General features: G+C 66.6%; 19 protein-coding genes. 9 read left to right on the top strand and 10 right to left on the bottom strand.

Translation table 11 applies throughout. The features are described from left to right. Positions 1–122 precede the first annotated feature (122 nt). Positions 123–554, top strand: coding sequence for an IS200/IS605 family transposase (gene tnpA / locus QM741_RS00755; RefSeq protein ID WP_415205856.1), 432 nt, complete (start codon positions 123–125; stop codon positions 552–554). Between the two features lie 106 nt (positions 555–660). Here the strand turns inward: tnpA and recN are convergent, their stop codons facing one another. Next, complete coding sequence (gene recN, locus QM741_RS00750) at positions 661–2,352, bottom strand: DNA repair protein RecN (RefSeq protein ID WP_415205855.1); 1,692 nt, start codon at positions 2,350–2,352, stop codon at positions 661–663. Between the two features lie 219 nt (positions 2,353–2,571). Here recN and hrcA point away from each other — a divergent pair, with 219 nt between their 5' ends. From hrcA to dnaJ, 5 genes are all read left to right on the top strand, one after another. Further along, on the top strand, positions 2,572–3,633 hold the full coding sequence (hrcA, locus tag QM741_RS00745) for a heat-inducible transcriptional repressor HrcA (RefSeq protein WP_415205854.1): 1,062 nt from the start codon (positions 2,572–2,574) through the stop codon (positions 3,631–3,633). Positions 3,634–3,874: 241 nt separating this feature from the next. Further along, the gene (gene grpE / locus QM741_RS00740; RefSeq protein WP_415205853.1) at positions 3,875–4,414 is read left to right on the top strand and encodes a nucleotide exchange factor GrpE; all 540 of its coding nucleotides are present in this window, start codon (positions 3,875–3,877) and stop codon (positions 4,412–4,414) included. An 86-nt stretch (positions 4,415–4,500) separates the two neighbouring features. After that, the gene (gene dnaK, locus QM741_RS00735; protein ID WP_415205852.1) at positions 4,501–6,423 is read left to right on the top strand and encodes a molecular chaperone DnaK; all 1,923 of its coding nucleotides are present in this window, start codon (positions 4,501–4,503) and stop codon (positions 6,421–6,423) included. 73 nt (positions 6,424–6,496) lie between these two features. Further along, positions 6,497–7,147 carry a TMEM175 family protein gene (locus tag QM741_RS00730; RefSeq protein WP_415205851.1) on the top strand — a complete coding sequence of 217 codons (651 nt, stop codon included), beginning with the start codon at positions 6,497–6,499 and terminating at the stop codon, positions 7,145–7,147. Continuing rightward, complete coding sequence (gene dnaJ / locus QM741_RS00725) at positions 7,144–8,259, top strand: molecular chaperone DnaJ (RefSeq protein WP_415205850.1); 1,116 nt, start codon at positions 7,144–7,146, stop codon at positions 8,257–8,259. Before QM741_RS00730 ends, dnaJ begins: the two co-directional genes overlap by 4 nt. Positions 8,260–8,330: 71 nt before the next feature. Here dnaJ and murB read toward each other — a convergent pair whose 3' ends face one another. The 5 genes from murB to QM741_RS00700 all read right to left on the bottom strand — a co-directional run bounded on the left by murB (position 8,331) and on the right by QM741_RS00700 (position 11,368). Continuing rightward, positions 8,331–9,398: a UDP-N-acetylmuramate dehydrogenase gene (gene murB, locus QM741_RS00720; protein ID WP_415205849.1), complete on the bottom strand. Its 1,068-nt coding sequence runs from the start codon at positions 9,396–9,398 to the stop codon at positions 8,331–8,333. Beyond that, complete coding sequence (locus tag QM741_RS00715) at positions 9,395–10,426, bottom strand: quinone-dependent dihydroorotate dehydrogenase (RefSeq protein ID WP_415205848.1); 1,032 nt, start codon at positions 10,424–10,426, stop codon at positions 9,395–9,397. The genes murB and QM741_RS00715 overlap by 4 nt, the downstream gene beginning before the upstream one ends. Positions 10,427–10,477: 51 nt before the next feature. After that, positions 10,478–10,684 (bottom strand): hypothetical protein, encoded by a 207-nt coding sequence (locus tag QM741_RS00710; protein ID WP_415205847.1) that lies wholly within the window; start codon positions 10,682–10,684, stop codon positions 10,478–10,480. Further along, entirely contained in the window at positions 10,681–10,977 is a 297-nt protein-coding gene (locus QM741_RS00705; RefSeq protein ID WP_415205846.1) for a hypothetical protein, read from the bottom strand. Before QM741_RS00705 ends, QM741_RS00710 begins: the two co-directional genes overlap by 4 nt. A 100-nt stretch (positions 10,978–11,077) precedes the next feature. Then, entirely contained in the window at positions 11,078–11,368 is a 291-nt protein-coding gene (locus tag QM741_RS00700) for a DUF4190 domain-containing protein (protein WP_415205845.1), read from the bottom strand. A 456-nt stretch (positions 11,369–11,824) separates the two neighbouring features. Here QM741_RS00700 and QM741_RS00695 point away from each other — a divergent pair, with 456 nt between their 5' ends. After that, complete coding sequence (locus tag QM741_RS00695; protein ID WP_415209047.1) at positions 11,825–14,074, top strand: heavy metal translocating P-type ATPase; 2,250 nt, start codon at positions 11,825–11,827, stop codon at positions 14,072–14,074. A gap of 99 nt (positions 14,075–14,173) precedes the next feature. Here QM741_RS00695 and QM741_RS00690 read toward each other — a convergent pair whose 3' ends face one another. The 3 genes from QM741_RS00690 to QM741_RS00680 form a co-directional block, all read right to left on the bottom strand. Then, positions 14,174–14,944: a class I SAM-dependent methyltransferase gene (locus QM741_RS00690; RefSeq protein WP_415205844.1), complete on the bottom strand. Its 771-nt coding sequence runs from the start codon at positions 14,942–14,944 to the stop codon at positions 14,174–14,176. A gap of 34 nt (positions 14,945–14,978) precedes the next feature. After that, positions 14,979–16,511, bottom strand: a complete 1,533-nt coding sequence (locus tag QM741_RS00685; protein ID WP_415205843.1) for an aldehyde dehydrogenase family protein — start codon at positions 16,509–16,511, stop codon at positions 14,979–14,981. 201 nt (positions 16,512–16,712) lie between these two features. Next, the gene (locus QM741_RS00680) at positions 16,713–17,582 is read right to left on the bottom strand and encodes a LytR/AlgR family response regulator transcription factor (protein WP_415205842.1); all 870 of its coding nucleotides are present in this window, start codon (positions 17,580–17,582) and stop codon (positions 16,713–16,715) included. A 156-nt stretch (positions 17,583–17,738) separates the two neighbouring features. On the opposite strand from QM741_RS00680, the gene QM741_RS00675 reads away from it, so the two are divergent. Next, positions 17,739–19,301, top strand: a complete 1,563-nt coding sequence (locus QM741_RS00675; RefSeq protein WP_415205841.1) for a carboxylesterase/lipase family protein — start codon at positions 17,739–17,741, stop codon at positions 19,299–19,301. A gap of 124 nt (positions 19,302–19,425) precedes the next feature. Next, entirely contained in the window at positions 19,426–20,949 is a 1,524-nt protein-coding gene (locus QM741_RS00670) for a glycosyltransferase family 39 protein (protein ID WP_415205840.1), read from the top strand. A gap of 94 nt (positions 20,950–21,043) precedes the next feature. On the opposite strand, the gene QM741_RS00665 is transcribed toward QM741_RS00670, so the two are convergent. Beyond that, positions 21,044–23,407 carry a DUF559 domain-containing protein gene (locus tag QM741_RS00665; RefSeq protein ID WP_415205839.1) on the bottom strand — a complete coding sequence of 788 codons (2,364 nt, stop codon included), beginning with the start codon at positions 23,405–23,407 and terminating at the stop codon, positions 21,044–21,046. Positions 23,408–23,414 lie beyond the last annotated feature (7 nt).

The raw sequence follows: 23,414 nt of genomic DNA, 5'->3' as shown, positions 1-23,414 counted from the left end.
CCTAAACAACTATAGGAGTTCCCCCGGCTTTGCCGGGGTGGCAGTGACAGTTTGACATTTACGGGAGTCCATCGGAAACACTCCGGGCGTGAGCCGCCAAGCACACGAAACGGAGAGTCCCGATGGACGGGTATGAGAGTTTGAGCCACACAAAATGGGAGTGCAAATACCACGTGGTATTCATCCCGAAGTGTCGAAGAAAGAGTTTGTACGCGGAGCTACGCAAGCATCTTGGAGAGGTGTTCCGGCAGTTGGCGAGGCAAAGAGAGAGCCGGATAGAAGAAGGCCATCTGATGTCGGATCACGTCCACATGCTTTTGGCGATACCGCCGAAGTACGCGGTGTCGGAAGTGGTGGGATACATCAAGGGCAAGAGCGCGATTCATCTGGCGCGTACGTACGCAGAGCGGAAGCGGAATTTTCAGGGCCAGCACTTTTGGGCGAGAGGGTATTTCGTTTCGACGGTAGGTCGGGATGAAACGCAGATACGAGCCTACATTCAAAATCAGGAGCACGAGGACAAGCGCATGGATCGGTTGAATCTGTGGCGCTGAGTTGGCACCGACAGGTGCCAAAGAACGCGGGGCCGCGTTAGCGTCCCCGCACAAGCCGCTTTGAGCGGCTCACATCAATAAAGCCCCCGGCTTTGCCGGGGGATACTTACTCTCCAGTGCCCGCGCTTTCCAGCATCTGCCCGGCATGCGCGAGCGTTTCACGCGTGATCGTCAGGCCGCCGAGCATGCGCGCGATTTCGTCGCGGCGCGCTTTCCCGTCCAGCGGGTCGATCTGCGTTTGCGTGCTCTTGCCGTCGCTCGACTTGGCCACGCGCAGATGGCGGTGACCCTGCGCGGCCACCTGCGGCAGGTGGGTCACGCAGAGAACCTGGCGATGTGCGCCGAGCCGGCGCAGTTTCCGGCCGACGGCTTCGGCGACCGCGCCGCCGATGCCGGTGTCGACCTCGTCGAACACCATGGTTGCGACCGCATCGGCGCTCGCGCCATCCTTGCCGAGCGCGGCGACCTCGATCGCGAGGCCGATGCGCGACAGCTCGCCGCCCGACGCGACGCGGCGCAGTGCGCGCACCGGTTGGCCCGGATTGGCGCTGACGAGGAATTCGACGCGCTCCGCGCCCTGCGCATCGGGCGCGATCTTTTCCAGCCGCTCGATCTGCACGTCGAAGCGGCCGTCGGCCATGCCGAGTTCGCCCATCAACGCGCTCACGTTCGCGCCCAGCGTTTTCGCGGTCGCGGCGCGCGCCGCCGACAGTTTCGCCGCGGCCGTGGCGTAGTCGCGCTCGACGGCGATGCGTTCGCGTTCAAGTTTTGCGAGCGCGGCGCCGGCACCCTGCAACGTTTCGAGTTCCTCGCGCAGCGTTTGCGCGTGGGCCTTCAGTCCTGCGGTGGGCACGCGATGCTTGCGGCTCAGTTCGTGCAGCTTGCCGATCTGCGCCTCGGTTTCGGCAAGCCTGTCCGGGTCGAGGTCGAGCGCGTCGCGATAGCGCGCGAGCGCGGCGCTCGCCTCGTCGAGTTGCACGGCGGCGGCATCGAGCAAGTCGCCGGTCGCGGCGAGTCCGGCGTCGGTTTGCGCGAGGCGAGCAAGCTCGCCTCGCGCGCGGTGCGTCAGACGCAGCAGGCTGAATTCGCCGTCGCCGTCGAGCAGTTCGGCGAGCGCGCTCGTCCCTTGGATCAGGCTGCCTGCGTTGGACAGTCGCGTGTGCGTCTCGTCGAGCGCGTCGAGCTCGGCGGGCCCCAGCGCATGGCGATCGAGTTCCTCGACCTGGTGCGACAGCAGCGCGATGCGTTCGGAATGATCGTGTTCCCCCTGCAACTCACGCGTGCGCGCGTCGATCGCGCGCCAGCGCGCGGCCAGCGCGGCGACCGGCTGCAACAGTGCGGCGTGCCCGCCGAACGCGTCGAGCAGGGCGAGTTGGCTGGCCTTGTCGAGCAACGCCTGGTGCTCGTGCTGGCCGTGGATTTCGATGAGCCGCTCCGCCAGCGCCTGCATTTGCGCCAGCGTCGCCGGGCGGCCGTTGATCCAGGCGCGCGAGGCGCCCTCGGCGCGGATCACACGGCGCAACCGGCAGCCGTCGCCCTCGTCGAATTCCTCGTCGGTCAGCCACTGCTTCGCCGCCGGCGCGTCGCCCAGGTCGAAGTCGGCGATCAGTTCGGCGCGCTCGCAGCCCGCGCGCACCACGCCCGCATCCGCGCGCTGGCCCGCCAGCAGCAGCAGCGCGTCGACCATGAGCGACTTGCCCGCGCCCGTTTCGCCGGTGACCACGGTAAGGCCCGCGTCGAAGCCGATTTCGGCCTCGCCGACGATGGCGAAATCCTTGACGAACAGCGTTTGCAGCATGGCAGAGGCGCGGGTGACTCGGCGCGCGCACGCTATCACGCGAAATCCTCCCAGCCAAGACAGCCGCGTTGAAAATGCCGGCGGGAAAGACGGCGTTTACCGCTCTCCCCCCGTGGCCGGCTGCGAAAAGCGGACGGCTTGAACGGCGCTGGGGGAAATCCATATTGACCAAGAGAATTTCCATTGCTAGCGTCGGCATCTCTTCCCACGCCACCGTCCATGTCCGCGTATTTCGGCCCTCGTTCCGCAGGTCAACAGCTCGACCCGCGCGCGCGCCAGTTGCTGCGCGCGCTGATCGCGCAGTACATCGCGGACGGCCAGCCGGTCGGTTCGCGCACGCTGGCGAAGAATTCGGGCCTCGACGTCAGCCCGGCGACGATCCGCAACGTCATGGCCGATCTCGAGGAACTCGGCCTGCTCGCCGCGCCGCACACCTCGGCCGGGCGCGTGCCGACGGTGCAGGGCTACCGCGTCTTCGTCGACAGCCTGCTCGAAGTGAAGCCGCTCGACGAGCCGCAGATCGACGCGCTGCGCCGCGAGTTGCCGACGCAAGGAGCGACGCAGGACCTCCTCAACGGCGTATCCTCGCTGCTTTCCGAGGTGACGCATTTCGTCGGCGTCGTCACCGTGCCCAAGCGCGAGGAATTCCCGTTCCGGCACATCGATTTCGTCGCGGTCGGCGGCAATCGCGTGCTCGTCATCCTCGTGTTCGCCGACAACGAAGTGCAGAACCGGGTGATCGCGACGCAGCATGTCTATTCGCCGAGCGAGCTCGAACAGGTGTCGAACTTCCTCAATGCGAACTATGCCGGCTTGCGCATGAGCGAGATCCGCGAGCGGCTCAAGCGCGAGATGCGCGAGACCAGCGCGCGCCTGCACCAGCTGATGGTGGCTGCCGCCGACGTCACGAGTCAGGCTTTCCCCGACCGGGCCAATGCGGACATGCTCGTCGCCGGCCAGGTCAACCTGATGGGTGCGCAGGCGGGAACCGACATCGACAGCCTGCGCGAGCTGTTCGAAGCGTTCCAGCGCAAGCGCGATCTGTTGAGCCTGCTCGAAAGCTGCTCGCGCGCGGAAGGCGTGCGCCTGTTCATCGGCGAAGAATCGGGCTTCAACCCGCTCGGCGCCTACAGCCTCGTCACCGCGCCGTACGGCGTCGAGGGGCGCGTGCTCGGCGTGCTCGGCGTGATCGGGCCGACGCGCATGGCCTACCAGCGCGTGATCCCGGTCGTGCAGGCGACGGCGCAGATTCTTTCGGGGGCGCTTTCGACGTCGGCATGAATCCACGGATTCGTGTTGATCCCAAGTTCGTCATTCCCGCGAAAGCGGGAATCCATTTTGCTTTGTCTCAAACCGCCGAAGATCAAGAGGGATTCCCGCTTTCGCGGGAATGACGTCGATGGGGGTTGCTCGGCTTCCCTTGAATCGACGGTGGCAGACCCCATAACCCCGCCGGGGTAGAATGTTTGATTGCGGCAAGCAGTTTCGGGCTGCGGGCGGCGCATTGCTTAACGGAGTGAATGTGAGCACCGAAAACACACGACCGAATGAGTCGAATCCGCCCGGCGAGGAAGCGACCGTCGACGCGGCCACTCAGCAGAACGAGGGCGACGAACTCGGCAAACTCGTCAACGAATACGAGGCCAAGCTCGGCGAGATGCGCGACCTGTTGCTGCGCGAGCGCGCCGAGATCGAGAACCAGCGCAAGCGCCTGCAGCGCGACCTCGAGCAGGCGCGCAAGTTCGCCAACGAGCGTCTGCTCGGCGACCTGCTGCCGGTATGCGACGGCCTCGAACGCGGTTTGGCCATCCAGACGGCCGACGTCAACGGGCTGCGCGAAGGCATGGAATTGACGTTGAAGGCGCTGCTCAAGGTGGCCGAAACCAATGGCCTCAAGGCCGTCGATCCGGTCGGCCAGCCGTTCAATCCGGAGCAGCACCAGGCCGTCAGCATGATCGATGCGCCGGGTAAAGCGTCGAATACGGTGGTCGCCGTGGTGCAGAAGGGCTACGTGCTGAACGAGCGGCTGTTGCGGCCGGCGCTGGTCACCGTCGCCAAATAAAACGGCGCTTGAATTGAACTGACGAATCCCTCATCTAGCTGACATCCGCGGCCGTCGCGCCGCCCAAATTTTCTGGAGATTTAGACATGGGTAAAATCATCGGCATCGACCTCGGCACGACCAACTCGTGCGTGGCGGTCATGGAAGGCGCGACGGCGCGCGTGATCGAGAATTCCGAAGGCGATCGCACCACGCCGTCGATCGTCGCCTACAAGGACAACGAGATCCTCGTCGGTGCCACCGCCAAGCGCCAGGCGGTGACCAATCCGAAGAACACCTTCTACGCGGTGAAGCGCCTGATCGGGCGCAAGTTCACCGACGCCGAGGTGCAGAAGGACATCGGCCTCGTGCCGTACAAGATCCTCGCGCACGACAACGGCGACGCCTGGGTGGCGACCGCGGGCGGCAAGCAGATGGCGCCGCCGGAAGTCTCCGCGCAGGTGCTCATGAAGATGAAGAAGACGGCCGAGGACTTCCTCGGCGAGCCGGTCACCGAGGCCGTCATCACCGTGCCCGCGTACTTCAACGACTCGCAGCGCCAGGCAACCAAGGACGCCGGCCGCATCGCCGGCCTCGACGTCAAGCGCATCATCAACGAGCCGACCGCGGCCGCGCTCGCCTACGGCATCGACAAGCAGGGCGGCGACCGCAAGGTCGCGGTCTACGACTTGGGCGGCGGCACGTTCGACGTGTCGATCATCGAGATCGCGAACGTCGACGGCGAGAAGCAGTTCGAGGTGCTGGCGACGAACGGCGACACGTTCCTCGGCGGCGAGGACTTCGACAAGCGCCTGATCGACTTCCTCGTCGAGGAGTTCAAGAAGGAATCGGGCGTCGACCTCAAGAACGACTCGCTCGCGCTGCAGCGCCTGAAGGACGCGGCCGAGCGCGCGAAGATCGAGCTGTCGAGCGCGCACCAGACCGAAGTGAACCTGCCGTACATCACGGCGGACGCGTCGGGTCCGAAGCATCTCAACATCAAGCTGACGCGCGCCAAGCTCGAAGCGCTCGTGGCCGACCTGATCGAGAAGACGATCGCGCCGTGCCGCACGGCGATCAACGACGCCGGTCTGAAGGTCGCGGACATCAGCGAGGTCATCCTCGTTGGCGGCCAGACGCGCATGCCCAAGGTGCAGGAGGCGGTGAAGACCTTCTTCGGCAAGGAGCCGCGCAAGGACGTCAATCCGGACGAAGCCGTCGCCGTGGGCGCTGCGATCCAGGGCGGCGTGCTCGGCGGCTCGGTCAAGGACGTGCTGCTGCTCGACGTCACCCCGCTTTCGCTCGGCATCGAGACGCTCGGTGGCGTGATGACCAAGCTGATCGAGAAGAACACGACGATCCCGACCAAAGCCTCGCAGACGTTCTCGACCGCCGAGGACAACCAGACTGCGGTCACCGTACACGTGCTGCAGGGCGAGCGCGAGCGCGCGAGCGCGAACAAGTCGCTTGCAAAATTCGATCTGGCAGGCATCGAGGCGGCGCCGCGCGGCATGCCGCAGGTCGAAGTCTCGTTCGACATCGACGCGAACGGCATCCTGCATGTCTCGGCCAAGGACAAGAAGACCGGCAAGGAGCAGCGCATCGAGATCAAGGCCGGTTCGGGCCTGAACGAGGACGAGATCCAGCGGATGGTGCGCGACGCCGAGGCGAACAAGGAAGAGGACAAGAAGTTCCACGAACTCGTCGCCACGCGCAACAAGGCCGACCAGCTCGTCCATGCGACGCGCGCGGCGGTCAAGGAGCACGGCGGCAAGGTCGACGGCGGCCAGATCGGCGCGATCGAAACCGCGCTCGCCGACCTCGAGAAGGTCATGAAGAGCGAGGACAAGGATGCGATCGAGTCGAAGATCGCCGCGCTCGAGTCTGCCGCGCAGTCGCTGGCGGCCGCCGCGGCTGCGGCGGGTCAGGGCGGTCCAACCGGCGATGCCGGCGCGCAGGCCGGTGGCGGTTCGGCGCCGAAGGACGACGTCGTCGACGCCGAGTTCACCGAAGTGAAAGACAAGAAGTAAAATCACGCCGTCATCGGAGCGAATCGGGGCTGTCATGGCCCCGATTTGCTATATGCAGTTTGGGGATGGGGCTATGGAAAAAAACAGACTGGAAGCCTTCACCGATGGCGTGATCGCCGTGATCATCACGATCATGGTGCTCGAACTGAAGCCGCCGCACGAGGCGACGTTCGCCGCATTGCTCGACAACTGGCCGGTGTTCCTGAGTTACGTGCTCAGCTTCGTCTACGTCGGCATCTATTGGAACAACCACCACCATCTCATGCACGCCGTCGAGAAGATCGATGGCAAGGTGATGTGGGCGAACTTGTTCCTGCTGTTCTGGCTGTCGCTGATTCCGTTTACCACGGCGTGGCTCAACGAGGCGCATGGCGAAGTCGGACGCGAATTTCCGGCCGCGGCGCCCGCGGCGGCGTACGGATTCGTGCTGCTGATGGCCGCGATCGCGTGGATTCCGCTGAGCCGCTCGCTGATCGCCTGCAACGGTGGCATGAACAGCCGCCTGGCGCAGGCGCTCGGCGGCGATGCCGGCGACTGGAAGGCCAAGGTTTCGCCCGCGTTGTACGTCGCGGGTATTGCATCGGCGCTTTCCGCACTCATAGTCGATTCGGCGGCGAAGGCGTTCTGGATGCCCAAGGCATCCTGCCTGCTGTACGCTGTCGTCGCCGCACTCTGGCTGATTCCGGACCGGCGCATCGAAAAGCATCTTTCCGAAAACCCATGAGCAAGCGTTGCTACTACGAAGTCCTTTCCGTCGAGCGCACCGCCAGCGACGGTGAGCTGAAGACCGCATTCCGTCGCCTCGCGATGAAATATCACCCGGACCGCAACCCGGGTGACAAGGACTGCGAAGCGCATTTCAAGGCGGTCAAGGAAGCCTACGACGTCCTCGGCGATCCGCAGAAGCGCGCGCTGTACGATCGCCACGGCCATGCCGCGTTCGAGCACGGCATGGGTGGCGACGGCGGCTTTCACGCCGACGTCGGCGACATCTTCGGCGACATCTTCTCCGACATCTTCGGCGGCGGCCGCGGTGCCCGCCAGCGGCGCGGTTCCGACCTGCGCTACCTGCTCGACCTCGAGCTCGAGGAAGCGGTGTTCGGCATCGAAAAGACGATAGTCGTGCCGACGCTCGCCGCGTGCGAGAAATGCGACGGCTCGGGTTCGGCCGACGGCAAGCTTTCCGCCTGCGCCACCTGCCAGGGCCACGGCCGCGTGCGCATGCAGAACGGCATCTTCTCGATCCAGCAGACCTGTCCGCACTGCGGCGGCAGCGGCAAGGCGATCGCCAATCCGTGCAAGACCTGTCGCGGCGAGGGCCGCGTGCGCCGCGAGAAACATCTCGAAGTGAAGATTCCGGCCGGCGTCGACACCGGCGACCGCATCCGGCTCACGGGCGAGGGCGAAGCCGGCCCGGCCGGTGCGCCCGCAGGCGATCTCTACGTCGAAGTGCAGGTGCGCGAGCATGCGATCTTCCAGCGCCAGCAGGACGATCTCCATTGCGAAGTGCCGATCCGCTTCTCGCAGGCCGCGCTCGGCGCCGAACTGGAGGTGCCCACGCTCGGCGGCGAGGCCACGATCAAGATTCCGCCCGAGACCCAGACCGGCAAGCTGTTCAAGCTGCGCGGCAAGGGCGTGCGCAACGTGCGCACCGGTCACGTCGGCGACCTGCTCTGCCGCGTCGTCGTCGAGACGCCGGTCAAGCTCAGCAAGCAGCAGAAGGAATTGCTGCAGCAGTTCGACGACAGCTTCGGCGACGACCACGCCGCGCACACGCCGCGTGCGTCGTCGTGGCTCGACAGCGTCAAGCAGTTCTGGGACCGGGTGACGACCTGATTCCGTCCAGCCCGCATTTCTCGCAGAGCGCTGCGGGAAATGCAGGGCGGCCATCGTCAGGCGGCGCGCCGTCAGACGATCAGCGGTTCGGCTTCGAGACGCACGCCGAAGCGCGCCTGCACGGCATCCATCACGTGCCGGGCGAGCGCCCATATCTGTGCGCCGCTGGCATTGCCGTGGTTGATCAGCACGAGCGCGTGCTGGCTGGAGACGCCGGCGTTGCCGTCGCGGAAACCTTTCAGCCCGCAGGCTTCGATCAGCCATGCGGCGGACAGTTTCGCGTGTCCGTCGTTGACCGGCCAGACGGGCATCTTCGCGTTTTCGTGCCTGAGCGCGTCGGCCACGCCCGCCGCGACGATGGGATTCTTGAAGAAGCTGCCGGCGTTGCCGGTGGTGACCGGGTCGGGCAGCTTGCGCGTGCGCACGCGCGAGATCGCGTGCGCGACGGCGCGGGCATCGGGGTCGGTCGCGCCCATCGCAGCCAGTTCTTCGCGCACACCGTCGTAATCCAGACGCAGCGCGCGTTCGCGCGGCAGCAGGAAATCGACCGCGGCGATCAGATACCTGCCGGCTTCGCGCTTGAACAGCGAATCGCGATAGGCGAAGGCGCAGGCGGCGCGGTCGAGGCGCACGATCGAATTCGTCGTCCGGTCGAACGCCTGCACGGCGTGCACGAACTCGCCGACCTCGACGCCGTAGGCGCCGATGTTCTGGATCGGCGCCGCGCCGACGCTGCCGGGAATCAGCGCGAGGTTCTCGAGGCCGCGCAGGCCGTGGGCCAGCGTCCAGTGCACGAAGTCGTCCCAGGTTTCGCCTGCCGCCGCTCGCACGATCGCGGCGTCGCCGGGCGCGCCTGGCACGTGTTGTTCGACGATATCCAGGCCGCGCGTGCGCAGGGCGAGCACGATGCCGGGCCAGTCGCGCGTGAACAGCACGTTGCTGCCGCCGCCGAGGACAAGCACTTCGCGGTTCTGCGCGCCAGCCTGTTCGAGCAGACGCGGCACCGCGTCGAATTCGTGCACGTCGATCAGCGTCGCCGCGCGCGCGGGCACGCGGAACGTCGTGCGGTCGAGTAGCGAGGCGTTCTCGTGGACCGTGTAGCCGAAGTTCGCGGCGGCGGACGCGCGGCTGTCGTTCATGCCGTTTCGCCGCCGCGCGCGCGCAGCGCTTCGACGCAGTCGCCGATCAGCGCCGGCCCGCGAAAGACCAGGCCCGAATAGAACTGCACGAGGCTCGCGCCCGCGGCGAATTTTTCCGCCGCGTCCGCACCGCGCGTGATGCCGCCGACGCCGACGAGCGGAATCCGGTTGCCAAGCCGCCGGGCCATGCCGCGCAGCACCGCCGTCGCCTTGGCCATCAGCGGTTTGCCGGAAAGGCCGCCGGCTTCGTGCGCATGCGCGGCGCCCGCGATCGCCTCGCGCGCGATCGTCGTGTTCGTGCAGATCAGGCCGTCGATCTTCGCGGCCAGCAGCACCGCGGCGATGCCGTCGAGTTTGGTTTCGCCGAGGTCCGGCGCGATCTTGAGCAGCATCGGCTTGCGCGCGCCGTGCTGTGCGGCGAGTCGCTCCTGGCGTTCGCGCAGGGTGCCGACGAAGCGCTTGAGCGTTTCCTCTTCCTGCAGGTCGCGCAGGCCTTGCGTGTTCGGCGAGGAAATATTGACGGTGACGTAGCTTGCGCGTGCGTAGACGCGTTCGAGGCAGTGCAGGTAATCGTCGACCGCGCGTTCGTTCGGCGTGTCCTTGTTCTTGCCGATGTTGATGCCGAGCGGGCCTGCGAACTTCGCCCGTTCGACGTTGCGCACGAGCGCGTCGACGCCGCCGTTGTTGAAACCGAGCCGGTTGATCACGGCCTCGTGTTCCGGCAGGCGGAACATGCGCGGCCTGGGGTTTCCTTCTTGCGCGCGAGGTGTGGTCGTGCCGACTTCGATGAAGCCGAAGCCGAGCGCGGCGAGGGCGTCGACATGGGCGCCGTTCTTGTCGAGGCCGGCGGCGAGCCCGACCGGATTGGCGAAATCGATGCCGAACACGCGCGTCGGCAGCGGCACGGGTTTCGGCGCGAGCAGCGGGTTGAGGCCCGTGCGATACGCGGCCTCGATCGACGTCAGCGCGAGATCGTGCGCGCGCTCGGCGTCGAGACAGAAAAGGAAGGGGCGGGCGAGGGCGTACAAGATCGCTATCCGGTCACGCCGCCCGGCACAGGCGTCCGTCGCTGCGGCAAGTCATTCGTCCTTGCCGAGTCGGCGCGCGTTGCGCAAGGCGGTGAGCTGCATCGCCGTCTCCCATCGTGCCTCGAGGCGGGTGATGCGGCGGTCGTGCTCGCGCAACTCCTGGGTGATCAGCTTCAACGCTTCGCCGGCCGCCTTCACGTCGTCGGCCATCTTCAGCGCATCGCGGATCGTCTTGATGCTGTCGGAAAACAGGCTCATGCGCGCCCGCGGCGGACCGCCGCACGCTTGCGTTGCTTCGCCGGCGCGCCGTTCTTCTCGGCGAGCCAGGCGTGAAACTCCGCAAGGCCCTCGTTCAATGTGGTGCGCGCTTCCTTCAGGCGCGCCGCGAGTTCCGCCGTCAGTGTTTCGATCATCGCGGCTTCGGCCGACGGCTGCGGTTCGAAACGATTGCGCACCAGTTCGGCGACGCTGATTCCTTCGCGCTTGGCTTCGCTGCCCAGGAACGCCTTGAACTTGGGCGTGGTCAGCAAGGTTACCCGTTCGGTTTTCATGGCGTTCGCCCGACTGCACGATATGTGCATGTTCATGCTAATGTCCATATCGGGCGGAGTCAAGCCGCAGGCCGCCGGACGGCACGGCGCCGCGCCGGCGTCAGTGCAGGTGCGCGGCGAACCAGGCGATGCCGCCGAGGAACGTGAACGCGAACACGACGAAGCAGACGACGATGAGGATGTGCAGATAGCCGAGGATCAGGCCGCCGACGGCGAGGCCGTCGCCGTGCAGCGTGCCCGGCGGCGCGCGGCGTATTTCGCCGCGGGCGAGATGCCCGCAGACGATGGCGACGATCGCGCCGATGAACGGAATCGCGATCCAGCTCAGGATGCCGAAGACGAGGCTGGCGATCGCCGTCGGGCTGGTGGGTGCCGATACGTTGGAATTCATCGCGGCGATTCCGGATTGGGTTGTGCCGGATCATACCCAAACCGGTTCGCCCGCGCTGGCGGACGCAATGCTCCGAACTCGAGCCCTCTCCCCCCAAGCAAAGCTTGGGGGGAGAGGGTTGGGTGGGGGCGCTCTTGATCTTTGCGGCAAGATGCGATGGCATCGCGAAGCAGAAGCGCCCCCTCACCCAACCCTCTCCCCCGCGTAAAGCATGCGGGGGAGAGGGCTTGCGTTCGGAGCATTGCTGCCGTATGCGGGCCGGTAGGCGCCGCGGCATGCGGAATCCGCCGGTTGACTCCGGACATGCTGGCCCGGACTTTGGAATGAAGAGGAGCGGAACTGATGTCGGCACACGAACATTCGCACGAACACGCTCCTGCGCCCGCGGCGCCGGGTTGCTGCGGCGCGCACGGGCCGGCGTGTGCGCCGGCGAGCGCGATCGATCCGGTCTGCGGCATGAAGGTCGAAGCCGACACGCCGCATCGCGCCGCGCATGCCGGCCGGGAATACCTGTTCTGTTCGGCCGGCTGCCGGACGAAATTCCTCGCCGACCCGCAGCGCCATCCGGCGCCGACGAAATCCGCGCCGGCGGCGTCCGTCTCCGCGGGCACGACGTACGTGTGCCCGATGCATCCCGAGATCGTGCGCGACGCGCCCGGCACATGCCCGATCTGCGGCATGGCGCTGGAACCCGCGATGCCGAGCCTGGACGAACGCGAGAATCCCGAACTGACCGATTTCCGCCGCCGCTTCCTGTGGACCTTGCCGCTGTCGGCTGCGGTGTTCGCGCTCGCGATGTTCGGCCATTGGTTCGCGGCGGGGTCGGCGAGCGCGCGCACCTGGCTCGAATTCGCGCTCGCGGCGCCGGTCGTGCTCTGGGCGGGCTGGCCGTTCCTCGAGCGCTGGGCGCAGTCGATCGCGAACGGGCGGCCGAACATGTGGACGCTGATCGGCACCGGCGTGCTCGCCGCGTTCGGCTACAGCGTTGTCGCGACCATGGCGCCGCAGGCGTTTCCGGACTCGTTCCGCGAGCACGGCCGCGTCGGCGTCTATTTCGAGGCCGCGGCGATCATCATCTCGTTGACTCTGCTCGGCCAGATTCTCGAGCTCAAGGCGCGTTCGAGCACCTCGGCGGCGATCAAGGCGCTGCTCGGGCTCGCGCCGAAGACGGCGCGGCGCCTGCGCGACGACGGCGCCGAAGAAGACGTGCCGCTCGACCGGGTGCAGGCCGGCGATCGTCTGCGCGTGCGCCCGGGCGAGAAGGTGCCGGTCGACGGCGTCGTCGTAGACGGGCGTTCGAGCGTCGACGAATCGATGCTGAGCGGAGAGCCCGTTCCGGTCGAGAAGAAACCGGGCGACGCCGTGATCGGCGCGACGCTCAACGGCACCGGCAGCCTCGTCGTCCGCGCGCAGAAAGTCGGCGCGGAAACCGCGCTCGCCCGGATCGTGAACCTCGTCGCGCAGGCGCAGCGCACGCGCGCGCCGATGCAGCGCCTCGCCGACAAGGTCAGCGTCTGGTTCGTGCTCGCCGTGCTCGCGGCGGCGGTCGCGACGTTCTTCGGCTGGGGCCTGTACGGCCCGCAGCCGTCGTGGACCTACGCGATCGTCAACGCCGTCGCGGTGCTGATCATCGCCTGTCCGTGCGCGCTCGGTCTCGCCACGCCGATGACGGTCATGGTTGCAAGCGGGCGCGCCGCGCAGGCGGGGGTGCTGTTCCGCGACGCCGAGGCGATCGAGCGCCTGCGCACGATCGATACGCTGGTCGTCGACAAGACCGGCACGCTGACGCAGGGCAAGCCGGCATTCCGCGAAATCGTCGCGACCGCCGGCGCGAACACGGACGACGTGCTGTGCCTTGGCGCGAGCCTCGAGCAGGGCAGCGAGCATCCGCTCGCGGCAGCGATCGTCGCTGAAGCGCGGTGGCGCGGCCTCGCGCTGCAAGCCGCCGCCGACTTCGAGTCGGCGACGGGCAGCGGCGTGCGCGGACGCGTCGGCACGCAGGTCGTCGCGCTCGGCAGCGCCGCGCTGATGAGCGAAGCGGGCGCCGACGTCGCGGCCTTGCGCGACGAGGCGGAACGGCTGCGCCGGGACGGCGCCAGCGTGGTCTTCCTCGCCGCCGACGGACGTGCGCTCGGCCTGATCGCCGTGGCCGATCCGATCAAGGAGTCGACTCCCGAGGCGGTCGCCGCGCTGCACGCCGCGGGCTGGCGCCTGATCATGGCGACCGGCGACGGCAAAGCGACGGCGCAGGCCATCGCCGCGCGGCTCGGCATCGACGAAGTGCACGGTGAAGTGCGGCCGCAGGACAAGGCGGAGCTCGTCGCGGCGCTCAAGGCGCAAGGCTGCCGCGTCGCGATGGCCGGCGACGGCATCAACGACGCGCCCGCGCTGGCTGCGGCCGACGTCGGCATCGCGATGGGCACGGGCACCGACGTGGCGATGACCAGCGCGCAGGTGACGCTGGTCAAGGGCGATCTGCGCGGCATCGTGCGCGCGCTCGCGATCTCGCGCGGCGCGGTCGCGAACATGCGCCAGAACCTCGGCCTCGCCTTCGTCTACAACGCGCTCGGCGTGCCGATCGCCGCGGGTGTGCTGTATCCGTTCACGGGATGGCTGCTGAATCCGATGATCGCTGCACTGGCAATGAGCCTGTCGTCAGTATCGGTGATCGGCAACGCGCTGCGCTTGCGCTCGGCGCGTTCCTGATGGAGCCAGTCATTGGCCGGCGCGGCAGATGGTTTCCGGAGGTCGGCGCGTGTCGGCTGTCATGACGGCTGGCGATTCCGCCGGACGCGAAAGCCGGAATTATGCGGCCACGCTGCCGACGTAGATGCGCGTGCGGTAGTCGAAATCGACGATCCCGTCATGTTCGGTCGCATCGAACAATCGGCGCAAGGCGGCCAGCATGGGCTCGTGTTGCGGATGGCCCGCTCTCGGCGCATAGGACGACGACAGAAGGCGGCCGCGCAAGGTGTCGAAGTCGAGCCGCTGGCGGTACGGAAAACTCGTCATGCCGCGAAAGCCGGCGCCGAACCAGCGCCGCATCTCCGCATCGCCTTCGTAGCGTTCGGCAACCTGGGCGTAGTCCGTGCCGTAGTCGCGCAGCAACTGCTCGAAGCCTTCGAGAAAGGACGAGCCGGTCAGCGTGCGCGAATTCCAGTAGACGGCGGCGAGTCCATCGGGGCGCAGGATGCGCGACCATTCGCTGCGCACCGCGTCGGCATCGAACCAGTGGAACGCCTGCGCGGCCGAAACCAGGTCGACGCTTGCGCCGCCCAAAGTGGTCGCTTCGGCCGTTCCATCGATCGCGCGGAATCGGGGATTTCCGCCGAGCCATCGCACTGCCGCCGCGCGCATCGGCGCGTTCGGTTCGACGGCGACGACCTCGTGCCCGGCATCGAGAAACATGTTTGCCGAGATGCCGGTGCCTGCGCCGATGTCGGCGACGAGCCAATTCGGCGAGACGCCGTGCTCGTCGCGTAGCCAAGCCATCAGCGCGGGCGGGTAGTCGGGCCGGTAGCGCACGTAGTCGGCAACGCGATCGCCGAAACGTCGGGTCGAATCGGTGTTAGGCATTTCCTAGGTCATCGGTCGGGACGAAACGAAGGAATCAAAGATCGAACTTGATGCCCTGCGCCAGCGGCAGCGAATCCGAATAGTTGATCGTGTTGGTCTGGCGGCGCATGTACGTCTTCCATGCGTCGCTGCCCGATTCGCGGCCGCCGCCGGTTTCCTTCTCGCCGCCGAATGCGCCGCCGATCTCGGCGCCCGAGGTGCCGATGTTGACGTTGGCGATGCCGCAGTCCGAACCTGCCGCCGAGAGATACTTCTCCGCCGTCTGCATGTCGCGCGTGAAGATCGAGCTCGACAGGCCCTGCGGCACGCCGTTCTGCAGCTCGATCGCTTCGGTCAGCGTATCGAACGGCATCGCGTAGAGGATCGGCGCGAAGGTTTCGGTCTGCACGACCGCGTCGGAATTCTTCACGCCGCTGACGATCGTCGGCAGGACGAAATTGCCCTTGCCCTCGATCGCCGCGCCGCCGGTCTCGATCTTGCCGCCGGCCGCCTTGGCCTTCTCGATCGCGCCGAGAAAACCGTCGACCGCGGCGTTCGAGTTGAGCGGGCCCATCAGCGTCGTCGCCAGGGTCGGATCGCCGATCTTCTTCTCGACCTGCTTGTAGGCGGCGACGAGCTTGCCGACCACGTCGGAAAAAATGGATTTGTGGATAAATACACGCCGCGTCGTCGTGCAGCGCTGGCCGGCCGTGCCGACCGCGCCGAACACGATCGCCGGGATCGCGAGCTTCAGGTCGGCGCTGGCGTCGACGATGATCGCATTGTTGCCGCCGAGTTCGAGCAGCGAGCGGCCCATGCGGCGCGCGACGCGTTCGCCGACCGTGCGCCCGACCGCGGTCGAGCCGGTGAAGCTGATCAGCGGGATGCGGTGGTCGTCGACGAAGGTCTGCGCGAGTTCGACGCCAGCATCGTTGAACAGGAAGAACAGGTCGGGGAAGCTGCCGGCTTTGAGCGCCTCGTTGCAGATCTTCATCGACGTGATCGCGGACAGCGGCGTCTTCGGCGACGGCTTCCAGATCGAAATGTCGCCGCAGACCGCGGCGATGAACGAGTTCCACGCCCACACCGCGACCGGGAAGTTGAACGCGCTGATGATGCCGACGAGGCCGAGTGGATGCCATTGCTCGCCCATGCGGTGGCCCGGGCGCTCGCTGTGCATCGAATTGCCGTAGAGCATGCGCGACTGGCCGACGGCGAAGTCGGCGATGTCGATCATTTCCTGCACTTCGCCATCGCCCTCGGGCTTGATCTTGCCCATTTCGAGCGCGACGAGCGAGCCGAGCGCATCCTTGTGCTTGCGCAGCGCTTCGCCGCAGAGGCGGATCGCCTCGCCGCGACGTGGCGCCGGCGTCGTGCGCCACACCGCGAACGCGGCCTGCGCGCGCTGCACGATCGTCTCGTAGTCGCTGGCCGAGGCCGAATGCACGCGGCCGATGACTTCGTGCGTGCTCGGGTTGATCACTTCGAGCAGGCCGGCGTCGGCGGTCTTGGACCATTCGCCGTTGCCGAGGTAGGTGCCGGAAACGGTTCCGGTCAAGCCGAGCGCCGCGAGAATCTTGTCGGACATGGGTGTTCCAGTGTGGCTGAAGACAGCCGCCAATTATAAACCGGCGATTGGTCTTTCGCGGAGCCGGGAAGGTGGAATCGAATGGGGCCAATATCCCCAAGACTTTTGCAAAGGTTTGGCGTATCGCCACGGAGCCATCGCCGCCGTTGCGGTATTTCGCCTGAAATCAGGGGGCGGGAACTCACCGAACAATCATGCAGGTTACTCTTCATTCGGCGTGGGCGGCAGCGCATGCCATTTCTCGGCAAGCGTTCTGCGATAGCTGCGACTGACGCGCAGTTCCTGCCCGCCCGCAAGGCGCAACAGCGCGTCGCCGTTCGCGATCGGGCGCAGATCGCGAATGCGGCTGACGGCGACGATCATGCGCCGATGGATGCGGACGAAAGCGGCCGGGTCGAGCTGGCTCTCCAATGCGGTCAGCGTTTCACGGATCAGGTGCGACGATGATCCCGCGTGCAGGGCGAGATAGTTGCCTTGACTCTCGATCCAGTCGACCGCGGCGAGATCGGCAAAGCCGTGGCGTCCGCGCGTCTTGACCGCGATGCGTGCGCGATATGGCGCGCGCATGGGGGCATCGCGTGTTTCCGGCAGTGGGCGAAGGTGGCGCGCGGCGTGTGCGGCGGCCATGAAGGCCAGCAAGGCATAGATCAGCAACGGCCAGTTGGCGACGAGTTCTTCGCGCACATGGGTGAGGCTCGGCAGCCATCGATTCTGGAATCCCCAGGCGACGAGCAGGCACGAAATCAGGATCAGCACGAAGCCGAGTCCGGTCGCAATGCCGATTTGCGCCAACGCATGGCCGGTGCGCTGCGTGCCCGCGACCGGGAAGCGCCGCGTCGCGGCCACGACGAACGGGGTAATCGCGGCGCCGAGCAATGCGGCGACTGCGATGCGCGGCACCTCGTGACCGAATTGCAGCGGGTGTCCGGCATGGATCGCTCGCTGTACGTTGTCCGGTTCCAGCACGAGCAGGAAAAGCAGCCAATACAGCAATCCTGCGCTGCCTTCCCGCAACCAGCCGGGAGTGGTGCGCCAAGACGAGGGGAACTCGAAAGGATGCGTGACGTTCATGCCATTATTTTGCCTTGCCGCGCGGGGCGGCAGCCAGTGCGGTGACCGGTGGCGGAATTTTGTGACGGGACGCGCCGCGCTTGTGATGAAGCGGATTGTCCGGTGGGGCGTCTCCTGCCCACACTGTCGTCTGATTTTTCAGCGACGGAGTCGTCGATGCGGACACGTCTATGTGGATGGGTCGGGTTTGCCGTCGTCTGGTTTGCAGCGGCAGGCGCGGCATGGGCGAAACCGGCAGTCACCGAAACCGGCGCGATCGAAGGCGTGAGCACGGATGGCGTGACCGTCTACAAGGGCGTGCCGTTTGCCGCACCGCCGGTTGGAGCTCTGCGCTGGCGTCCGCCGCAGCGCGTCGCCGCCTGGACCGGCGTGCGCAGAGCGGACAAATTTGCGCCGGCCTGCATGCAGAAGGGCGTATCGATGCCGGGCGAGACGCCGCCGTCCGTGAGCGAGGACTGTCTGTATCTCAACCTGTGGAAGCCGGGACGCATCTCGGGCGAGCGGTTGCCGGTTCTGGTCTGGATCCACGGTGGCGGTTACGCCAACGGTTCGGCGTCGATGCCGCTCTACGCCGGCGACCGGCTTGCGCGCCGCGGCATCATCGTCGTAACCGTGGCGTACCGGCTTGGTCCGTTCGGTTTCCTCGCGCATCCCGAACTGACCGCCGAATCGCCGAATCGTTCCTCCGGCAACTATGGACTCATGGATCAGATCGCAGCCCTGCGATGGATTCAGCGCAACATAGCCGCCTTCGGCGGCGATGCGGCGCGCGTGACCGTGGCCGGCCAGTCTGCCGGCGCGATGTCGGTGAGCATGCTGATCGCCTCGCCGCTCGCGCACGGGCTATTCGCGCGCGCAATCGCTGAAAGCGGCGGCTTGTTCGAGCCGGTACAACTCGCGCCCAATTATCTATTGGCGAATGCCGAACACGACGGCGAGGAATATGCGGCCTCGCTTGGCGTCAAGTCGATCCGCGAGTTGCGCGAGTTGACCCCGGCCGTATTGCTCTCGGGCCGTGCGCATGCCGTGACGCATCCGGTCGCGGAGCCCCAGGTGCTGCCGCTTGGGCCATACGACGCCTACGTTTCCGCCCGGCAGGGCGACGTGCCCGTGCTGCTCGGCGCGAATGCCGACGAGGCGCGGTCGCTGACGGACGTGGGCGGCGTGACCGCAAAAGGATTCGAGGCGGACATCGAAAAGACTTTCGGTGTCTTGCCGTCGCCGTTGATGACCGCGTATCCGCATGCGACCGATGCGCAGGCGAAGCGGGCCCGGCTCGACTTCGAGCGCGATCTGCGCTTCGGCTGGGACATGTGGACCTGGGCGCGGCTGCAGGTCGCGCAGGGGAAGAGTCGGGTTTTTTACTATTCATTCGATCGTCGTCCGCCGTTTCCCGCAAACTCGATCCAGGCCGGATGGGGCGCCAGCCATTTCGCCGAGCTGTGGTACGTGTTCGATCATCTCGATCAAGCAGGCTTGCAACGCAGCGCGCCGGATCGCGAGCTTGCCGATCGCATCGTTGGCTACTGGACGAACTTCATCGCGACCGGCGATCCGAACGGTGCGGGTCTGCCCGCATGGCCCGCGTTCGATGGCGAGAGGGGGCAGGTGCTGCATCTCGACAGCCCTGTCACGGTCGGCGGCGTGGAATCGGTCGATACGCTGAAAGTCTTTGATGTCGTCTATGCGAGTGTGCGCGGCAAACCATTCGGCAAATAGCGAAGGCGCCGCGAAGTGCATGATACCGGCATGGGCGTGACCATCGGCACGCGCCGCGGATTCGGTATCGTATACATTTTGCGGGATGACTCATCACCTGGAACCGCCGCGAGTGTACGACCCCATGCCGACCCCGAGACCGCCGCGTGCGTCTGAACGCGACCTGTGGATTCTCGTCGCGCTGGCCGCGGCAAAGCTGGCGTTCCACGTCGCAACGGACGGCCAGTACGGCTTTCATCGCGACGAATTGCAGTTTCTCAGCGACGCGCGTCGGCTCGATTGGGGCTACGTCGCCTACCCGCCGTTGACGCCGTTCCTCGGACGCGTCGAGTGGGAGTTGTTCGGTGCCTCGCTGGCCGGGTTCCGGTTTTTCCCGGCGCTGGCGCAGAGCATCGTCTTCGTCGTCGCCGGGTTGACGGCGCGCCGGCTCGGCGGGAGAGGAGCGGCCATGCTGCTCGCGGCGTTCGCCGTCGCGCTTGCGCCGGTGTCGTTGTCGGGCAGCGCGCTGTTCATGTATGTCACGTTCGATTATCTCTGGTACGTGTTGCTCGCTTACTTCGTCGTCTGCCGCATCGAGTCGGGCGACGCGCGCTGGTGGCTCGCGATCGGCGCAATGGTGGGCCTGGGCATGATGACCAAGTACACGGCGGCGTTCTTCGCCGCGGGGCTGGTCGCGGGCGTCGTGCTCACTCCGCTGCGCGCCGATCTGCGCAGCAAGTGGCTGTGGTGCGGCGTCGCATTGGCATTGCTGATTTTCCTGCCGAACCTGATCTGGCAATACCGGCACGATTTCGTCACGCTCGACATGCTGCGGCAGATTCATGCGCGCGACGTGCGCATCGGTCGCGCGGACGGATTCCTCGGGCAGCAGTTCTACATCGCGACGAATCCATTCAGCGTGCCGCTGTGGCTGCTCGGACTCTGCTCGGTGTTCGCGCGCGGGCACGGCGGGCGTTGGCGCATCCTCGGTTGGATGGCGCTCGTGCCGCTCGCGATTTTCGTCGCCGCGCAAGGCCGCGGCTACTACGCGGCGCCGTTGTATCCGATGCTGATCGCGGCCGGTGCGATCCAGTTGCAGATCCTGGTCGAGCGTCTGCGCAGCATGAAATGGCAGCGCGCCGCCTGGATCGCATCGTTCGCGATCGTGTTGTCCGGCGCGCTCGCGCTGCGTGTCTGCCTTCCGCTCGTGCCGGTGAATTCGCCCGCATGGGCGCGCGTCAACGAACTCAACGGCGACTTCCGCGAACAGTTCGGCTGGCCGGAGCTCGCGCGCGAGGTCGCGCGCATCCGCGACGGCCTGACCGCGGAGGAACGCGCGCAGACCGGCATCTGGGCGAGCAACTACGGCGAAGCCGGCGCGCTCGATCTGTACGGCCCGCAATACGGCCTGCCGCAGGCGTGGAGCGCGGCCAACTCGTTCTGGCTGCGCGGGCCGTACGGGCGGACGCCGCAGAACATGATCGTCGTCGGCTCCGATGGCAAGAAGGACCTCGAGCAGCCGTGCACGACGTTCGAGCTCGTCGGCCACACCGGCAACGATGCCAAGGTCGAGAACGAAGAGACGAAATGGCACCCGGACATCTTTCTCTGCCGCGGCGTGCGCAAGCCGCTTGCGCAACTGTGGCCGAAGCTGGCCGAGTTCATGTGATCCTCGACGGATTGTTGACCGTAGGGGCGCAATTCATTGCGCCCGGCTCTTCGCGATTCACGGAATCAAAAGCCGGGCTCGATGAATCGCGCCCCTACGAGGGCAAGGGATTCCCGGGTTGCCAATTCGTCGCGGCGAGTCGGTCGAGCAGGGCGACGACGTCGGCGCGCCCTTCCTTGGTGTGGATCGGCAGCACGACGAGATCGCCATCGCGCGCCCATTCCAGAGCGGTGCGCGCGGCATCGATTTCTTCGACGGCATCGACGATGTTGTCAGCGACGATACCGCGCGCGATCAGTTCGCCGCGCAGGATCGCGATGACGTCGCCGGGCGGGCGGCCGCGCAGGTGCATCCGCAGATGTTTGAGCGCGACGAGGTCCGGGCGCTGGTGCGCCGCGACCGTCGCCAGTTGGCGGACGTCGGCGTCCTCCCGGTTGCCGGCCTGGCCGAGCACGATGGCGAGGCGCCCGGACGGCGACAGGCTGCGCGCGACGTCGAGCAGCCCGCGCAGTCCGTCGGGGTTGTGCGCATAGTCCATCAGCACGGTCGCGGTGCCGAAGGTCCAGCGCATCAGTCTTCCGGGGTTGTCGCCGTTGCGCGCGCCGAACGAGGCGAACACCTGCGCGATGAGCGCCGCGTCGATGCCAAGCGCGTGTGCGAGCAGGGCGGCCCCGGCGAGATTGGCGATGTTGTACTTCGCCGCGCCGCGCGCGCTGAGCGGCATGTCGGCGACGCGGCCGAGCGAGCGTTCGGTTCCGTTCGCGTGCAGGATCAGTTCGCCGCCGCGCACGCCGCAGGTCGTACCGCCTTGGGCGCGATACGTGGCGAGCAAAGGGTGATCCGCGTCGAGTGCGAACCACGCCAGGCGTTTTGTTTTTTCCGAGTCGCGAATCGCGAATCCCGGACTCCGGCTTTTCCGCACGAGCACGTCGTCGTCGGCATTGAGTACGAGCGTACCGTTGGCGCGGAGTGCATGCGCGACGACTAACTTGGCATCGGCGAGGTCGTCGAGCGTGTGCACGCCGTATTCGCCGAAATGGTCCGCGCTGATGTTGGTGACGATCGCCGCCTGCACGCGCTCGACCGCGAGTCCGCGGCGCAGGATGCCGCCGCGCGCGGTCTCGAGGACCGCCGCTTCGCTGCGCGCGTCGCGCAACGCGGTGCGCGCGCCGGCGGGGCCGGAATAGTCGCCGGCGGCAGCGAGTTCGCCGCCGATGACGACGCCGTCGGTGCTGCTGAACGCCGTGCGCCGCCCGGCGCGCTCGCTGATCGCGGCGACGAGGCGCGTCGTCGTCGTCTTGCCGTTCGAGCCGGTGACGAGCGCGACCGGAATGGCGTGCAGCGATTTCCAATTGACCGAATCGGGCGAGGGCAGGGCGTCGAGCGGCCAGGTGTGCGCGCCGTCGCCTTCGCCGAGGGTCAGCGCGTCGTCGTCGAGCAGCAGCGGAAGATCGTGCCGGTGCGCTGCGTCGATCAGTGCAGTCAACTCAGGTTGCCGTTCCGCGACTGACGCAAGTTTGAGCGTGTGCAGCGCAAGCTCTTCGTCCCAGATCGCGGGATAGGCCGGGGCGTGGAAAAAATCTTCCCTTCTCCCACCGGGAGAAGGTGGCGCGTCAGCGCCGGATGAGGGAAGCGCGTCGCGGGTTGGGAGAGCCGTCGAAATAAACGGAGATGCCTTTCCCTCATCCGCCCTTCGGGCACCTTCTCCCGATGGGAGAAGGTAAGCATTCGACAGCGTGGCGACGCGGTTCCAAATGTTCGTCAGAACACTTTCGAGGTCGTCTGAAACTTCATTGTTCCAATAGCGCAGCGTCTCGATGCCGCGGCCGGCAAGGAAGTCGTTGCGGCGCGCATCATGCACCCGAGCTTCAGATTCGCCGTGCTGACCCCCATCAAGTTCGATCGCGAGCTTCAATTCGTGGCAATAGAAATCGAGCGCATAGGGGCCGATGGCATGTTGCCTGCGGAATTTCGCACCACGCAGTCGCCGGTTGCGCACGAACGACCAGATCAGGTGTTCGGGATTGGTCGAAGTGCGGCGCAACTCGCGGATGAAGGCGAGTGTTTCGTTGTCGAAAGGGAGTTTTTGGGTTCCGATGTTGCGCTGCTGCAGCGTACCAGGCGCTTCCCTCATCCGGCGCTGCCGCGCCACCTTCTCCCGGTGGGAGAAGGGCAGCAGGGCGCGTTCGAGCGCCCACTCGTTGACTTCGGTGGCGGTGAAAAGCTGGTCGATCGGGGCGGTGATCGCGAGCGAACCGGCGCCGCTGCGCAGTCGTGTTGCGGTTTCGATTTCGGGCCAGCCGAGTTCGCGGCGCAGGCGTTCGACCTCGGTGCGCCAGTGCTCGACAGCGGCATTGTCCACAAATATACCCTGCGCGGTTTCGAGCACGGCGCCGGGCGCGGGGAAGTAGAGATTGGCGCCGGTCAACCGGCGCGAATCCTCGAACGGAAGCGGCATGGCTTGG

This window comes from Rudaea sp., from assembly GCF_047601565.1.
Classification (GTDB): Bacteria; Pseudomonadota; Gammaproteobacteria; order Xanthomonadales; family Rhodanobacteraceae; genus Rudaea.
The sequence above is the reverse complement of the archived record's forward strand: the minus strand, read 5'-3'. Positions and strand labels throughout refer to the sequence as shown.

Coding starts and splice junctions, on each gene's coding strand:
- QM741_RS00705 (WP_415205846.1), bottom strand. CDS start 10,977: ATGAAAACCGAACGGGTAACCTTGCTGACCACGCCCAAGTTCAAGGCG.
- recN (WP_415205855.1), bottom strand. CDS start 2,352: ATGCTGCAAACGCTGTTCGTCAAGGATTTCGCCATCGTCGGCGAGGCC.
- QM741_RS00695 (WP_415209047.1), top strand. CDS start 11,825: ATGAAGGTCGAAGCCGACACGCCGCATCGCGCCGCGCATGCCGGCCGG.
- QM741_RS00690 (WP_415205844.1), bottom strand. CDS start 14,944: ATGCCTAACACCGATTCGACCCGACGTTTCGGCGATCGCGTTGCCGAC.
- tnpA (WP_415205856.1), top strand. CDS start 123: ATGGACGGGTATGAGAGTTTGAGCCACACAAAATGGGAGTGCAAATAC.
- QM741_RS00680 (WP_415205842.1), bottom strand. CDS start 17,582: ATGAACGTCACGCATCCTTTCGAGTTCCCCTCGTCTTGGCGCACCACT.
- QM741_RS00710 (WP_415205847.1), bottom strand. CDS start 10,684: ATGAGCCTGTTTTCCGACAGCATCAAGACGATCCGCGATGCGCTGAAG.
- dnaJ (WP_415205850.1), top strand. CDS start 7,144: ATGAGCAAGCGTTGCTACTACGAAGTCCTTTCCGTCGAGCGCACCGCC.
- hrcA (WP_415205854.1), top strand. CDS start 2,572: ATGTCCGCGTATTTCGGCCCTCGTTCCGCAGGTCAACAGCTCGACCCG.
- QM741_RS00730 (WP_415205851.1), top strand. CDS start 6,497: ATGGAAAAAAACAGACTGGAAGCCTTCACCGATGGCGTGATCGCCGTG.
- dnaK (WP_415205852.1), top strand. CDS start 4,501: ATGGGTAAAATCATCGGCATCGACCTCGGCACGACCAACTCGTGCGTG.
- QM741_RS00670 (WP_415205840.1), top strand. CDS start 19,426: ATGCCGACCCCGAGACCGCCGCGTGCGTCTGAACGCGACCTGTGGATT.
- murB (WP_415205849.1), bottom strand. CDS start 9,398: ATGAACGACAGCCGCGCGTCCGCCGCCGCGAACTTCGGCTACACGGTC.
- QM741_RS00665 (WP_415205839.1), bottom strand. CDS start 23,407: ATGCCGCTTCCGTTCGAGGATTCGCGCCGGTTGACCGGCGCCAATCTC.
- QM741_RS00675 (WP_415205841.1), top strand. CDS start 17,739: ATGCGGACACGTCTATGTGGATGGGTCGGGTTTGCCGTCGTCTGGTTT.
- QM741_RS00700 (WP_415205845.1), bottom strand. CDS start 11,368: ATGAATTCCAACGTATCGGCACCCACCAGCCCGACGGCGATCGCCAGC.
- QM741_RS00685 (WP_415205843.1), bottom strand. CDS start 16,511: ATGTCCGACAAGATTCTCGCGGCGCTCGGCTTGACCGGAACCGTTTCC.